The following is a 14,085-nucleotide window of genomic DNA, read 5'->3' as shown; positions in this document are numbered from 1 at the left end:
TCCCTCCTGGAGCAGCACCTCCGACGAAGCGGTGCACGACCAGGAAGCGAGGCTGCTTCCGAATAGACAGGGGATGACCCTCTCGCGCCGAGTCCTCACCGCCTGCGTGCCGCTGCTCTGCGCGGGCTGCGTCACGCCCTACCAGCCGATGACGGGCTCGGGCGGCTATCACGACATGGAGGTGGCCCCGGGCGTCATCCAGATTGAGGTGCGCGGCAATCCGCAGACACACCTGGGCACGCTGCAAGGCTACTTCCACCGGCGGGCCGCGGAGCTCTGTGGGGGGCGCGAGTACGACTGGTCCTTCGACACGGGGAGCCAGGGAGGGCCGCTCCTTTTCGTCGGGAAGAGCTCCAGTACGTCCATCATCGTCACGGATTCGCCCGTGAACCGGCGGCACTGGGTGAAGGGCACCATCCAGTGCGGCGACGCCGCGCGGGCGACCTCGGATGTGGCGCTGGAGGCGGCGGTGCCCCTCGAGGAGGCCCCGCCAGGCCCCTGAGCCCCTCCGTCACGCCTTCGCGGGCTTCTGCTCGTGCGCGCCCTCGTCGCGGCCATGCACGGCGGCCGGAGGGCTGGTGGCCTCCACCGCGGAGAACGTCTCCAGGATTTTGTATGTGTGGCTGGCGCCGCGCGGCACGAGCCACGAGTCACCGGGGTTGAGCAGGATGAGCTGCCCTTCCAGGTGCAGCTCCGCGCGGCCCTTCAGCACGAAGCCCACCGTCTCGTAGTCACGCGGCGCGGCGGGCTTGGGCTCCCCTGGCGGCTCGTCCTCCCACAGCCGCATGGACAGCCGCACGCCGGAGGCCAGGTACTTCTGCCCCATCTCTCCCCGGGGCGAGTGCCGGCTCTCCACCTTCTTCACGCTGGTATCCCCCATGGCTCGCGTCCCCTTCGCCCTCGGGCGTCTGGCGGCGGATGCGCCGCGCGTTCCCGTCGAAGGTAAGCCCCGACGCCCGGCCCGACGCGGCTGGCGCCCACGCCCGCCTGCCCCGCGGCCCTGAGCCCGCAAAGACGAAGGCCCAGCCTCCCCTAGGGAAGACCGGGCCTCGGGCTCACTCAAGGGTGGCCAGGATGACGCGATTAGCCCGCCGCGCGGACGTTCTGGGCCTGCAGCCCCTTGGGGCCACGGGTCACCTCGAACTCCACCTTCTGCCCCTCCTGCAGGGTGCGGAAGCCATCCATGTTGATGGCGGTGTGGTGGCAGAACACGTCCTCACCGCTGTCCTGCGCGATGAAGCCGAAACCCTTGGCGTCGTTGAACCACTTCACAGTACCGAATGCCATGTGACCTTCTTCTTTCTGCTAGACGGCGACCCGGGACCAGCCGGACCGCCAGTGCGGGGCGGACATCGCTCCGACACTGAAGCGAGAATCTACCTCAAGGACCGTTTTGTCCACCCGACCCCCACCCAGCGGGCAGGCGGTCGTCGGCCAGAGGACAGTCCCAGGGGCTGAAAATCGCTCCAGAGGTCAACAGGCCACATTCGCCCCTTCATCCCGGGACGGTGCGAAATCCCTTCACGTTTCTTCACGGGGCCCCGGGCGTTGGCTTCACACCCGCCCTCTACCTTCCTGCCCATCCAAGACGGAGGCGCGCCATCCCGGCCCGCTCCGCTGGGAAGGAGCAGGACCTTCATGTTCGGATTTCTGTTCGGCTCGGCCTGTCTGGCCGGCCTCATCTACACCGTGCGGGGTGGCCGAGGCTGGCGCCACCATGGACCTCGGCGGGGAGGTCGCTTCGGCTGGCGGATGCGCCTGCGCTGGCTGTTCGAGCGGCTGGAGACCTCTCCGGGCCAGGAGAAGGTCATCGTCCAGGCGACCGAGGAGCTCACCGAGGCCTTCGACAAGCTGCGTGACGAGGTGCGCCCCAGCCGCGCCGCGATTGGCACCGCGCTCAGGGGGGAGCACTTCGACGGCGCCGCGCTGCGGGAGCTCTTCGCCCGCCACGACGTCGCGGTGGACAACGCGCGCAAGACGCTCCAGGGCGCGCTGTCGCAGGTGCACGAGGCACTGGACCCGCGCCAGCGCCGTGAGCTGGCGGACGTGCTCGAGCACGGCTGGGGCCATGGCCACGGCGCGGGCCCCGGGTGGCACGGGCGCCGCTGCGGCGGGCACCAGGGCTGGCGAGGCGATGACCACCCGATGGTCTGAAACCCTCTCACACACGAATCGAGGAACCCCATGTTCATGATGCGACCCCGCCGCGGCATCCTCATCGTCGTCCTCACCCTGGGAGTCATCGGAGGCTTCATCTCCGGCTTCCAGAGCCTCTCGCGCCACCACGGTCCCTGTCCCGGCGACAGGGGCGCGGAGCGCTGGGGACGTCGCGCGCCTGCGGCCAACGGGCCCGAGTGCCCCCCGGACGCCACCGCGACCGCCGGCTCGCCGTCCTCCACCACGACCCAGGCTCCAGCGCCCGGGCCGCGTTAGTATCGACTCCGTCCATGTCCACACGCGTCCTGCTCATCGACGATGACACCCGCATGTATGAACTGCTCGCGCAGTACCTCGGGCAGAACGGCGTCAGTGTGACGCATGCCCCGGATGGGGGGCGGGGGCTCGCCGCGCTGGAGGCCAGTGCCTACGACGCGGTGCTGCTGGACGTGATGATGCCGGGCATGGACGGCCTCGAGGTGTGCAAGCGCATCCGCGCCAAGAGCCGCATCCCCGTCGTCATGCTCACCGCGAAGGGTGACGAGACGGACCGCGTGGTGGGGTTGGAGCTGGGCGCGGACGATTATCTTCCCAAGCCCTTCAGTCCCCGGGAGCTGCTGGCGCGCTTGAGGGCGGTGCTGCGGCGCTCGCAGCCGTCGGCGGTGGCGGACCGGTTGGAGGCGGGCGGATTGTCCATCGACGTGGCCGGGCGCGAGGTGCGAGCGGAGGGCAAGCTGGTGGACCTGACGGGGCTGGAGTTCGACCTGCTGGTGGCGCTGGTGCGCCGCGCGGGCCGCGTCATCCCCCGGGACGCGCTGCTGGGTGAGGCGGGGCGCAGCGACACGGTGGTGGGCGAGCGCACGGTCGACGTGCACATCTCCCACTTGAGGCAGAAGCTGGGCGACATCGGCACGCGGCTCATCAAGACGGTGCGCGGCGTGGGCTACGTCTTCGCCAAAGAGGGCCTCTGATGGGCCACCGGGACGACAAGGGTGGCAAGGGCGAGCCGAGGCGCTCCTCCCCCTGGCGCCGCGACGACTGCGGCCCGTGGGACTTGAGCTGCGAGGAGGCCGAGGAGTTCTCACGCTGGCTCCACCGCGAGGTGGAGGAGGCACGGGCCCAGGGACAGGGTGGACAGTGGGCGAACGACGACTCCTCGTCGGACAAGCGTCCGGGCTGGGGACGACGTCCCGGGGGTTGGGGGAAGCATCCCCGGCACGAGCACATCGAGCGGTGGCGGCGACACCATCAGGCGCGCTGGAGTCACTGGCGCATGAGCCGGTTGGGCCACTTCGTGCGTTCCCGGCTGCACCGGCGCCTGTTCATGTGGTTCGGGTTGACCATCTCCCTGACGGGCCTGGTCGTGGGCCTGGTGTTCAACATCGTCGGAGGCACCACCTGGAAGCAGGAGATGGTCCGGCTCAAGAACTTCGCGAGCCACCGCTTCGAGGAGGTCTGGGACGAGCCCGCGCGCAGGGAGGCGCTGGCGCAGTCGGTGGCGCGGGACCTGGACATCGACGTGGAGCTGAAGGACGCGTCGGGCAAGCTGCTCGTGCTGGCCGGAGGGCTGTGCAACAGCACCGAGATGTCCCTCCCGGTGGTGCGCGGAGACACCACGCTGGGGCAGGTGCGGCTGTGCTACGGGAGCGAGCGCGCCAAGAACAAGATGAAGTTGATCCTCCCGCTGGTCGCCGCGTGCCTCATGCTGTGGATGGCCTCGGGGAAGATGGCGCGCAGGCTGGCCAAGCCCGTGGATGCGCTGGTGCAGGCCACCAAGGCGCTGGGCGCCGGACGGCTCGACGCTCGCGCCGAGGTCCTCCCCCACGCGACGGGTGAGTTCACCGTGCTGGCGGTCGCCTTCAACGACATGGCGGGGCGCATCGAGAAGCAGGTGGCGGACCAGCGCGAGCTGCTCGCGGCGGTGTCGCACGAGCTGCGCACGCCGCTGGCGCGGATGCGCGTGCTGACGGAGCTGTTGCGCGACGGCGGCGGGAATCCCAAGACGCTGGACCAGGTGGACCGCGAGGTGGTGGAGCTGGACGCGCTGGTGGGCGAGCTGCTGGCGAGCTCGCGGCTGGACTTCGGACAGCTCACGCCCCGGGTACTGGATGGGCGCACGCTGGCGAGTCAGGCGCTGGAGCGCGCGGGGCTGCCGCCCGAGCTGCTCGACTCGGAGCTACCGGAGGCGGTGCTGGTGGGCGACGCGACGCTGCTGGGGCGCGCGCTAGTCAACCTGCTGGACAACGCGCGCAAGCACGGCGGCGGCGCGAGCACGCTGCGGGTGGAGGAGCGCGAGGAGGACATGTGCTTCTGCGTGGAGGACCGGGGTCCGGGGCTCCTCCAGGGTGAGGAGGAGCGCATCTTCCAGCCCTTCTACCGGAAGGACCGGGGCGGCGAGGCCCGCGAGGCGGGCTCACTGGGCCTGGGGCTCGCGCTGGTGCAGCGCATCGCGAAGGCCCACGGTGGCGAGACGTTCGCGGAGAACCGCGAGGGTGGCGGCGCGCGCGTGGGCTTCACGGTGAAGAAGGCGGGGCCGCCGGGCTCGCTGGAGCAGCCCGCGGCGTAGGCGGGGCCTCCTCGCGAACGTGGCGAGGAGCCCTTTCCATCGAAGCGGACCCTGCGTCGTGCGCGAGGCCCGCGCCGCGAGGGGCCTTCCGTCTCACGGAAGGCGCCCCTGCCACCCCTACTTCTTCGCGGACGCGTCCTCGGCGGTGAACGCGAAGGCGACGGTGGCCGGCGCGTCGTCCTTCACCGTGACTTCGGCGCTCTTGGTGCCGAGCGTCTCGTGCCACGCCTCCAGGGTGTACGTGCCCGCGGGCAGGCCCTGGATGGCGAAGGTGCCGTCCTCTCCCGTGGTGGCGAAGAACGGGTTCGGGTTGCTCACCACGAACGCGGTCATCCACGGGTGCACGTCACACTTGAGCTTCAGCACGTCATCCGCGGCGGGCACGGACTTCTGCACCGGCGCGCCCGAGGGCGGCTGGGCCACGTTGAAGGCCGACTTGGTGCCCACCACGCCGCGCACGTTGTGCAGCGTGCCGTCGCTGTTCTTGAAGACGACGGGCTGCCCCGCCACCGCGCCCTGCACCCGCGGCACGTAGGTGCACTTCGACTGGTCCACCACCACCGGCTCGCTCGGCACCGTGGAGGCCCCCGGCACGGCGCCTCGCACGCGCACCAGCACGTTGCGCAGCTTGCCGTCCTTCACCAGCACCGCCTCGTCCTTCGACGCCCGCCCCTCACAGGCAGGGTCCGCGCTGGGCGGCAGGTCCGCCGCGACGGGCGCCGTGCCCGTGAAGGTCACCGTGCCCTTCACCTCGCCCTTGCCCACGGGGACGTTCGTCGTCTGCCCCGGCGCCTGGATGGGCGTGGCGGCGTGCGGCGCCTTCTCCTCGGGCGCGCGAGCCGCCTGGGCGGGCGCGGCGGGCGGAGGCGTGGCCGGGGCCTCCTCCTTCTTGCAAGCGGGCAGGGCCAACAGCCCCGCGGCTCCCAGCATCGACAGGCCGAGCGTGCGCAGCGTCATGTGCAATCTCCTCGGTGAACCGGTACTTCGTCCGCGCTCCCTCGTAGTCAAAGGACGCGGACCTGTCCAACGGCCCGTCCGCGCTATTCGCGCCGGCTGACGCTCGCCGCCGCCAGCCCCAGGAACACCGCCGCGAACGCCAGCAGCACCGGCACCTCCCAGCCCGCGCCGGACAGGGGCGAGCCCACCGCCACGGACGCCTCGGCGCCGTACAGCGCGCGCCGCACGCCCTCCACGGAGAAGCGCATCGGGTTGAGCACCATCACCCACGACAGCCAGGTGTCCGCGCCCTTCAGCGGGAACATGGCCCCGGACAGCACCCACATGGGCAGCATCACGATGCTCATCACCGCGTGGTAGCCCGCGCTCGAGCGAACCCACCACGCCAGCGACATGCCCATGCCCGTCAGCGCCAGCGCCGACAGCACCATCACCGCCACGAGCAGCGGCAGGTCCAGGGTGGCCGCGCTCACGCCGGCGAGCGGCGCCAGCAGCAGGAACAAGGACGCCTGCATCAGGGCAATCGCGGACGAGCCCAGCGCCTTGCCCAGCACCACCGCCAGCCGGGAGCCTGGCCCCGCGAGCACCGCCTGGAGGAAGCCCTCGCGGCGGTCCTCGATGACCGTAATCGTGGCGAAGATGGCGCTGAACAACAGCACCATGGTGACGACGCCCGGGAAGAAGAACTGCTGGTAGCCCAGCCCCTGCGCTCCCTCCACGCGGAACGAGCCCGCGAAGCCCGAGCCGATGACGAACCAGAACAGGATGGGCTGCGCCAGCGCGCCCACCACGCGGCTGGGCTGACGGAAGAAGCGCACCACGTCGCGCGCCATCAGCACCCGCACCGTCGCCCACTGCAGCGCCAGCGTGCCCGGCGCGCCCGGTGCCCGCGCGTCCTTGGCCACGGGGGGCGGCTGCGCGGTGGAAACCTCGGCGTTCATCGGCGTCTCCTCGGCGCGGCCTCCACGGCCGGCACGTCGGCGCCCAGCGCGCGCCCGGTGAGCTGCAGGAACACATCCGCCAACGTGGGGCGGCGCAGCGCGACGGACGTCATCCGCCCCGCCGGGAAGGACTCCACCAACCGGGGCACCAGCGCGTGGCCCTGCCGGGCCTCCACCTGCACCCGCCCCTCCACCACCTTCGCGTCCACGCCCAGCTTCTCGCGGACCTCCCGGGCCAGCGTCTCCGGCTCGGGCGCCTCCACCGTGAGGAGGTCCCCGCCCATGCGCGCGGCCAGCGCGGCCGGCGTGTCACACGCGACCAGCTTCCCCGCGTCGAGCACCGCCAGCCTGTCGCAGACCTCGGCCTCGTCGGCCCGGTGCGTGGTGAGCAGCACCGTCAGCCCCTCCGCGTCGCGCAGCCGCTTCAGGTGCGCCCAGAAGGTGCGGAAGGCGGCCTCGTCCAGGCCCTGCGTGGGCTCGTCCATCAACACCACGCGGGGCTGGTGCACCAGCGCCCGGGCCAGCTCCAGCCGGCGGCGCATGCCCCCGGACCACGTGCCCACCCGCTCGTCGCCCCGGTCCAACAGGCCGATGAGCCCCAGCATGGACTCCACGCGCTCGCGGGCCCGCTCGCCCGTCAGCCCGTACAGCCGGGCCCCGAGCATCAGGTTCTCTCGCGCGGTGAGCAGGTCATCCAGGCTGCCGCGCTGGAAGATGATGCCCATCTGCCGGCGCAGCGCCGGGTCGCTCAGGGACAGCTCGCGGCCGGCGAAGCGCACCTGCCCCGCGTCGGGCGCGAGCAGGCCCGCCAGGATCTGGAAGGTGGTGGACTTGCCGGCGCCGTTGGGGCCCAACAGGCCCAGGATTTCGCCGGGCCGCACCGACAGCGTGAGGCCGTCCACGGCCACGCGGTCCTTGAAGCGTCGGGTCAGCCCCTCGAGGTGGAGCAGCGCGGGTGGAGGGGTGTGAACCGAGGTATCAGGCATGGGCGGGCTTTCCGCCGGCTGCCCCGCGCGCCTAGCCGCGGGGAACGCGGTCCAGGCTCAGCGCCGCGAACAATCCGGTGAGGTAGATCAACGAGAAGATGAACGTCTGGCGCGCCCAGGGCTTCCCCAGCCGGCGGAAGAACCCCCACGCCCCCACTCCCAGGAAGCTCAGCCCCAGGCCCACCGCGGCCGCCAGGTACCAGGAGCCGGCGATGTGGAGCTGGAAGGGCAGCAGCGTCATGGGCACCAGCGCCACCAGGTAGAGGACGATCTGCGCGCGGCTGGACTCGTCGCCGCGCTCAATCGGCACGGACTTGAGGCCCGCCGCCGCGTACTCCTCCTTGCGGAACAGGGCGATGGCGATGAAGTGCGGCATCTGCCACAGGAAGAGGATGGCGAAGAGCGCGAAGCCGCCCGCGTCGATGCGGTCCGTCACCGCCGTCCACCCCATCAGCGGGGGCAGCGCGCCGGGGACGGCGCCCACCAGCATGGCCGCCGAGGTGCGCGCCTTGAGCGGCGTGTACGCCAGCACGTAGCTGAGCAGCGCGAGCAGGCCCAGCGCCGCCGTCAGGAGGTTGGCGCCCAGGGCCAGCGCCGGCAGGGACACCGCCGCCAGGGAGATGCCGAACCACAGCGCCACCGCCGGCTCCATGCGTCCGGAGGGCAGCGGCCGGTTCTGCGTGCGCGCCATGAACTTGTCGCTGTGGCGCTCCCAGTAGCAGTTGAGCGCGTTGGCCGCGCCCACCGTGCCGGCCGTGGCCAGCAGCGTCACCAGGGCATGGCCCGTGGACAGGGGACCTGGGGCCAGCCACATGCCGCCGGCCGTGGTGATGAGGACCAGGCTGGAGAGCCGGGGCTTCATCAGGGAGATCAGGTCGGACGCGGTCGTCGACACGGACTCGGCACGCGCGCTCAAGCGGACTCCAGGGGAGAGCGTGACAGGGACGCTGCCGACGCGGGAACCGCCCTCCCATACAGGCACCACCGGGGGGTGGGCAAGGACACGTCACCACGACGCGCCGGCCACGAACGGCCGCCCGCCCGGCGCCACACCGTGGCTCGGGCTCGCGTCCTCGTGTCTTGAAGGGTTCGGGAAGGCAAACACCCGGGGCATAGCCCCACTCGCGGGGGCCATCAACCCGGGGGGCCGGGGCCGTGCGCGCCCTGCTGGCCGCGCGCATCAGCCCCACTTGTCCGACCTGCTCAGCCCCCGGTGAGGGTGCGCGCCGCGGTGGCGTGCTCGCCGCTCGGCTCGCGCTTGAGGTACTCCTGCGCCAGCATCTTCGCCTTGGGCCCCTGCTTGGCGTCCTTGGAGAGCAGCGTGGCGTAGAAGTAGTACGCCGGGGAGAAGGCCTCGTCGGCGTTGAGGGCGCGCTGGTACGTCTCGTCCGCCTTCGCCGCGTCGCCCTTGCCCTGGTAGACGCGCGCCAGCTCCGTGAGCGCGATGGCCGAGCGCTCGGGCTGGCCGACGAACTCCTGGCTCGCCTTCTCCAGCTGCGTCTGCGCGTTCGTCCAATCGGAGCGCTCGCGGTAGATGGCACCCATGGCCAGGCGGGCCTCGGGGTTCTTCGCCTTGGGGTCCTTCACCGCGCGCTCGTACTGCTTGAGGGCCTCATCCAGCTTGCCCTGGCGGCGGTAGGCGTTGCCCAGCATGACGACCAGCTTGGGGCTGTCGCCCATCGTCTTGAGGGCCGTCTGGAGCGCCTCGGCGGCCTCCTTCTCGCCGCCCTGCTTGCCCATCAGGGCCTTGGCCAGCTCGACGTGGAACTGCGCGCGCGAGCCGTCCACGCGGATGGCCTTGCGGATCTCCTCGGCGGCCTGGTCGAAGCTGCCCTCGGTCAAGAGCCGGCGGCCCTTGATGAGGTGCAGGTCCGGGTTCTGCTTGTCGAGCGTGAAGCCCGTCTCCTCGCTCTTGAGCATCTCCGCGCGCGCCTTCTGGGCGTCCAGCGGCACGCCCGTGGCCTCCACCAGCTTCTGCTGCATGTCCGGCTTCTCGTTGGGCAGCGACGCGGAGACGCGGCTGACCAGGAGCGAGCGGGCCAGGTGCGCGGCGGCCAGCTGACGGGGCGAGGGCGGGGGCTCGGCGTCCAGCAGCTTCTTCAGCATGGACTGGACCAGGGGGTAGTTGGGCGAGTCCTGGTCGAGCATCAGGAGGGAGCGGCCCAGGAGCGACTCCGGGTGGTCCTTCTCGTAGCGCAGGGCCAGGTCGTAGTTCTTCCAGGCCGTGTTGTCCTGGCCCAGCCGGCGGTACACCGCGCCCAGGCCCGAGTAGATGCGCGGGTCGTCGGGCGCGAGCACCTGGGCGCGCTCCAGCGAGTCGCGGCCGCGGTCCAGGTCACCCGCGTTCATCTGGATGAGGCCGAGCGTCAGGTAGAGCAGCGAGCTGGAGCGCCCCTGGGCGTCCAGGCCCTTCACCGTCTCCTCCAGCTTGCCCAGGGCCTCCTTGCCCTTGCCGCCGTAGGTCTGCACCAGCGCCTCCGCGGCGATGAGGTGCGAGCTGACGTCGCCCGCCTTCATGCCCGCGGCCAGGTGCTCCTCGGCGCGGCGGCGCGCGTCGTCACCGCCGCCGTGCTCACCCCAACGGATGGCGTAGGCGTACGCCAGGTAGCCGTGGGCCAGGCCGGAGTCGGAGTTCACCTCCAGCGCCTTGTCGGCCGCCTCACACGCCTTCTTGTAGCTGTCGAAGGAGTCGCGCTTGAGCAGCTCCGCGGACGCCTCCAGGTGCTTCTTCAGCTCCCGGGCCACGTTGCGCGTGTGCCGCGTGTACATCATGTAGCCGGGGATGAAGAGGACCAGGGCGCCCAGCAGCGCCACCGTCACCCACTTGCCGCGTCCCCCACCCTGAGACGAATTGCGACGGCCGCGGGGCGAGTCGTCCTCGTCGTCGTCCTCCACCTCATCCACCACCACCGGCTGGGGGCGGCGGGGCTGGGCGGGGGCCGGACGCTGCGCGGGCGACTCGGCACGCACCGGGGCCGAGGAGCCCGAGGGCGCGCGCGGCGTGGCCGCGGGCTTGGGCGCGGAGACAGGCTCGGCCGTGGCGGCGACACCGCTGGCCAGCGACGCGGCGGACTGCTGCGTGGCGCTGGGCGCGAGCACCGGCGGCGCGGCGACGGGCGCCTGGGGCGCGGCCGGCCGCGGCGGGTCGATCTTGTGCTGCTGCAGCAGCGTGACGGTGTCCGGGTCTCCCGGGTCCACGCTGTACGCCTTGAGGAGGTTCGCCTTGCCGGGCTCGGCTTCGCCCGTCTTCAGCTGCAGGGCGCCGGCCATGCGCAACGCGCCCTTGTCCTCGGGCTGGACCTGGAGCGCGCCGAGCGCCTCCTCCAGGGCCTTCTTGTCCTTGCCCTGCTCCGCGTACACACGGGCGAGCAACAAGCGAGGGTCGGCGGCGTTCGGATGCGCCTTGACGCCCTTCTTGCAGACGACCATCGCCTCCATGAAGCGACCCATGCTCAGGTACGCTTCGGCTAGAGGCTTGTAGGCGGCGGACGAGGGGTCGGAAGCGAACGCGTGTTCGAGCTTCGCGAGCTCGGCCGGGCTCAACGTCTTCGAAGGGGAGGTAGACATTACCGGGGGGAGGGACACCGGGCGGAAAGGGTACGCCTGAGAAGAGGGGTTTTTATGGCATCCGCTGCGCGGCACGTCAATCGCACGGATGAGACCTGAAGGCTTGCGCTTGACAGCAGGGAAGGGGTCCGGTACTAGCCCGTTCACCTTCGGCGGCCCAAAACGCCGGGGCGCAGCACGCAGGGCCATTTGTGGGGGTGTAGCTCAGTTGGGAGAGCGTCGCGTTCGCAATGCGAAGGTCGTCGGTTCGATCCCGTCCACCTCCACCATGCAGCAAACGAAGGGCCTCACGGGAAACCGTGAGGCCCTTTGCATTTGGGGCTTTTCGAGCAACTGCCGAATTGCAAAGCAGGCGGGCTTTGTTATCCGGAGCCGATGACTGACCCGTCCGCCTCCCTGTCGTTCTTCGCGCGGTTCTGGCTCGCCTGGCTCTGCTTCTGGCGCTGCCTCGTCTCCGGAGACTTCGCCCGCGCGGTTCTGCCGGCCAGCCGGGCCTACGACGAGGGGCAGCTGAACCTGCTCCCCTCCGGTGAGGCCACGCCCGCCGCCACGCCCCCGGCGGTGAAGCCCCCCGAGCTGCCCCCTGCCCTGCCGCCCGAGCGCGAGCACGCCAGCGCCCTGACGCTGCTGGCGATGCTGCAGCGGGAGGGTCGGCTGGTGGACTTCCTCCAGGAGAACGTGGCCGCCTACTCGGACGCAGAGGTGGGGGCCGCGTGCCGCACCGTCCATGAGGGGTGCCGCAAGGTGCTCGGCCAGTACTTCACGGTGAAGCCGGTGCTGCCCGAGTCGGAGGGCGCGTCGGTGACGGTGCCCGCGGGCTTCGACGCCCAGCGCATCCGCCTCACCGGGAACGTGACGGGCACCCCGCCCCACCACGGGACGCTGCGCCACCATGGTTGGGTGATGACGGAAGTGAAGTTCCCGGCGGTGAGCACCGCCATGGACCCGCGAGTGCTTGCCCCGGCGGAAGTCGAGCTCGCCTGAGCGTCACCCGGCGGACAGGCAGACCGGACAAAAGGGAGTCCCCCAGGAGTTCAAGCCCGATATGGCCCGCTATTCCATCGGCATCGACCTTGGCACCACCCACTCGGCGGTGTCGTACTTCAACCTCGAGGACGGCAAGCCTCGGGGCCGCTCGCAGTCCATGCTGCCCATCCCGCAACTGACGGCGCCCGGCACCCTCGAGGCCCGTCCGCTGCTGCCCTCCTTCTTGTACCTGCCCGCGGCGCAGGAGTTCCCACCAGGGAGCCTCGCGCTGCCGTGGAACCCGGACGCGTCCTCGGTCATTGGAGAGCTGGCGCGCTCGCACGGGGCCAAGGTGCCCACGCGGCTGGTGTCCTCGCCCAAGAGCTGGCTGTCGCACCCGGGCGTGGACCGGCGCTCGCCGCTGTTGCCCTGGCAGGCGCCGGAGGACGTGCAGCGCGTGTCCCCGCTGGATGCGTCCGCCCGGTTCCTGCGCCACCTCAAGGAGGCGTGGGACTCCACCTTCGCCGCGGGGCGCGAGGAGGCCGACAACCAGCTGGCCCGTCAGGACGTCATCGTCACCGTCCCCGCCTCGTTCGACGCGGCGGCGCGCGAGCTGACGCTGGAGGCGGCCAAGGCGGCGGGAATCGAGCACCTCACCTTGTTGGAGGAGCCGCAGGCCGCGCTGTACGCGTGGCTGGAGGCGATGGGCGAGACGTTCCGCCAGCAGGTGAAGCCCGGCGAGGTCATCCTGGTGGTGGACGTGGGCGGCGGCACGTCCGACTTCTCCGTCATCACCGTGAAGGACCGGGACGGCGAGGTGGAGCTTTTGCGCGTGGCGGTGGGCGACCACATCCTGCTGGGCGGCGACAACATGGACCTGGCGCTGGCGCACACGCTCAACCAGCGCCTGGCGGCCGAGGGCAAGAAGCTGGACCCGTGGCAGTTCAACGCCCTCACCCATGGATGCCGGCAGGCGAAGGAGACGCTGTACGCGGACACCTCGCTGGACAAGGTGCCCATCTCCATCCCCAGCCGGGGCTCGTCGCTCATCGGCGGCACGCTGCGCACGGAGCTGACGCGCGAGGAGCTGGACCGGGTCCTCACCGACGGCTTCTTCCCGGTGACGCCGCTGTCGGAGCTGCCTCGCACGGCGCGGCGCACGGGCCTGGCGCAGATGGCGCTGCCCTACGCGCAGGACGCGGGCGTGTCGCGGCACCTGGCGGCGTTCCTCACCCGGCAGGCGCAGGCGCTGAAGTCCAGCCACGACGCGCCGGTGGACGTCGGCGACAAGTCCTTCCTGCACCCGACGGCGGTGCTCTTCAACGGTGGCGTCTTCAAGGCCGGGCCGCTCAAGGCGCGCGTCATGGAGGTGCTCAACCTGTGGTTGAGGGCGGACGGCGGCGAGCCGGCGAAGGAGCTGGAGGGCGCGGACCTGGACCTGTCGGTGGCGCGCGGCGCGGCGTACTACGGCTGGGTGCGGCAGGGGAACGGCCTGCGCATCCGCGGCGGCACGGCGCGCGCGTACTACGTGGGCGTGGAGTCGTCGATGCCGGCGGTGCCGGGCTTCGAGCCTCCGGTGAAGGCGCTGTGCGTGGCGCCCTTCGGCATGGAGGAGGGCACGCAGGCGGACGTGCCGCCGCAGGAGTTCGGGCTCGTCACGGGGGAGCCCACGAGCTTCCGCTTCTTCTCCTCCTCGATGCGGCGCGACGACCGCGTCGGCACGATGGTGGAGGACGTGGCGGACGAGCTGGCGAAGGGGGAGATGGAGGAGCTGGCCCCCATCGAGACCACCATGCCCGGACAGCCCGCGGCCTTCGGCGACCTGACGCCCGTCAATCTGCAGGCGGCGGTGACGGAGGTGGGGACGTTGGAGCTGCGGTGCCTGGAGAAAGGTGGCGACGGGCGTTGGAAGCTGGAGCTCAACGTCCGCATGAAGGAGTAGAAC

At 71.3% G+C, this 14,085-nt stretch carries 14 protein-coding genes and 1 tRNA gene; 8 read left to right on the top strand and 7 right to left on the bottom strand.

The window, feature by feature from the left end; translation table 11 throughout:
- Positions 1-73: 73 nt before the first annotated feature.
- Entirely contained in the window at positions 74-502 is a 429-nt protein-coding gene (locus tag VZQ01_RS31920; protein ID WP_426745517.1) for a hypothetical protein, read from the top strand.
- 9 nt (positions 503-511) lie between these two features.
- On the opposite strand, the gene VZQ01_RS31915 is transcribed toward VZQ01_RS31920, so the two are convergent.
- Positions 512-880, bottom strand: coding sequence for a cupin domain-containing protein (locus VZQ01_RS31915; RefSeq protein WP_267700052.1), 369 nt, complete (start codon positions 878-880; stop codon positions 512-514).
- A 203-nt stretch (positions 881-1,083) separates the two neighbouring features.
- Positions 1,084-1,287 (bottom strand): cold-shock protein, encoded by a 204-nt coding sequence (locus tag VZQ01_RS31910; RefSeq protein ID WP_046715299.1) that lies wholly within the window; start codon positions 1,285-1,287, stop codon positions 1,084-1,086.
- A gap of 351 nt (positions 1,288-1,638) precedes the next feature.
- Here VZQ01_RS31910 and VZQ01_RS31905 point away from each other — a divergent pair, with 351 nt between their 5' ends.
- From VZQ01_RS31905 to VZQ01_RS31890, 4 genes are read left to right on the top strand one after another with little or no spacing between them, the layout of a single operon-like run.
- On the top strand, positions 1,639-2,154 hold the full coding sequence (locus tag VZQ01_RS31905) for a periplasmic heavy metal sensor (protein ID WP_426745516.1): 516 nt from the start codon (positions 1,639-1,641) through the stop codon (positions 2,152-2,154).
- A 36-nt stretch (positions 2,155-2,190) separates the two neighbouring features.
- The gene (locus VZQ01_RS31900; protein WP_408889644.1) at positions 2,191-2,433 is read left to right on the top strand and encodes a hypothetical protein; all 243 of its coding nucleotides are present in this window, start codon (positions 2,191-2,193) and stop codon (positions 2,431-2,433) included.
- Positions 2,434-2,447: 14 nt separating this feature from the next.
- Positions 2,448-3,128 (top strand): response regulator transcription factor, encoded by a 681-nt coding sequence (locus VZQ01_RS31895; RefSeq protein ID WP_046715302.1) that lies wholly within the window; start codon positions 2,448-2,450, stop codon positions 3,126-3,128.
- A complete protein-coding gene (locus VZQ01_RS31890; protein ID WP_426745515.1) occupies positions 3,128-4,723 on the top strand; it encodes a sensor histidine kinase in 1,596 nt (531 codons plus the stop codon). Before VZQ01_RS31895 ends, VZQ01_RS31890 begins: the two co-directional genes overlap by 1 nt.
- 117 nt (positions 4,724-4,840) lie before the next feature.
- Here the strand turns inward: VZQ01_RS31890 and VZQ01_RS31885 are convergent, their stop codons facing one another.
- The 5 genes from VZQ01_RS31885 to VZQ01_RS31865 form a co-directional block, all read right to left on the bottom strand.
- Positions 4,841-5,680: a carboxypeptidase regulatory-like domain-containing protein gene (locus VZQ01_RS31885; protein WP_426745514.1), complete on the bottom strand. Its 840-nt coding sequence runs from the start codon at positions 5,678-5,680 to the stop codon at positions 4,841-4,843.
- A gap of 83 nt (positions 5,681-5,763) precedes the next feature.
- Positions 5,764-6,621: an ABC transporter permease gene (locus VZQ01_RS31880; RefSeq protein ID WP_426745513.1), complete on the bottom strand. Its 858-nt coding sequence runs from the start codon at positions 6,619-6,621 to the stop codon at positions 5,764-5,766.
- On the bottom strand, positions 6,618-7,607 hold the full coding sequence (locus VZQ01_RS31875) for an ABC transporter ATP-binding protein (RefSeq protein WP_223745383.1): 990 nt from the start codon (positions 7,605-7,607) through the stop codon (positions 6,618-6,620). Before VZQ01_RS31875 ends, VZQ01_RS31880 begins: the two co-directional genes overlap by 4 nt.
- Before the next feature lie 31 nt (positions 7,608-7,638).
- Positions 7,639-8,523 carry a heme o synthase gene (gene cyoE / locus VZQ01_RS31870; RefSeq protein ID WP_223745382.1) on the bottom strand — a complete coding sequence of 295 codons (885 nt, stop codon included), beginning with the start codon at positions 8,521-8,523 and terminating at the stop codon, positions 7,639-7,641.
- Between the two features lie 287 nt (positions 8,524-8,810).
- A complete protein-coding gene (locus VZQ01_RS31865; RefSeq protein ID WP_223745381.1) occupies positions 8,811-11,174 on the bottom strand; it encodes a tetratricopeptide repeat protein in 2,364 nt (787 codons plus the stop codon).
- Positions 11,175-11,367: 193 nt separating this feature from the next.
- Here VZQ01_RS31865 and VZQ01_RS31860 point away from each other — a divergent pair.
- From VZQ01_RS31860 to VZQ01_RS31850, 3 genes are all read left to right on the top strand, one after another.
- Positions 11,368-11,443: transfer RNA gene (locus VZQ01_RS31860), tRNA-Ala, on the top strand.
- A gap of 106 nt (positions 11,444-11,549) precedes the next feature.
- The gene (locus tag VZQ01_RS31855) at positions 11,550-12,158 is read left to right on the top strand and encodes a DUF2760 domain-containing protein (RefSeq protein WP_426745512.1); all 609 of its coding nucleotides are present in this window, start codon (positions 11,550-11,552) and stop codon (positions 12,156-12,158) included.
- Between the two features lie 61 nt (positions 12,159-12,219).
- Positions 12,220-14,082: an Hsp70 family protein gene (locus VZQ01_RS31850; RefSeq protein WP_223745379.1), complete on the top strand. Its 1,863-nt coding sequence runs from the start codon at positions 12,220-12,222 to the stop codon at positions 14,080-14,082.
- The last annotated feature ends 3 nt before the right edge of the window (positions 14,083-14,085 follow it).

The organism is Myxococcus faecalis, assembly GCF_050039385.1.
Taxonomy (GTDB): Bacteria; Myxococcota; Myxococcia; order Myxococcales; family Myxococcaceae; genus Myxococcus; species Myxococcus fulvus.
Note: the sequence above shows the minus strand (reverse complement) of the source record. Positions and strands in the feature narration are given on the sequence as shown.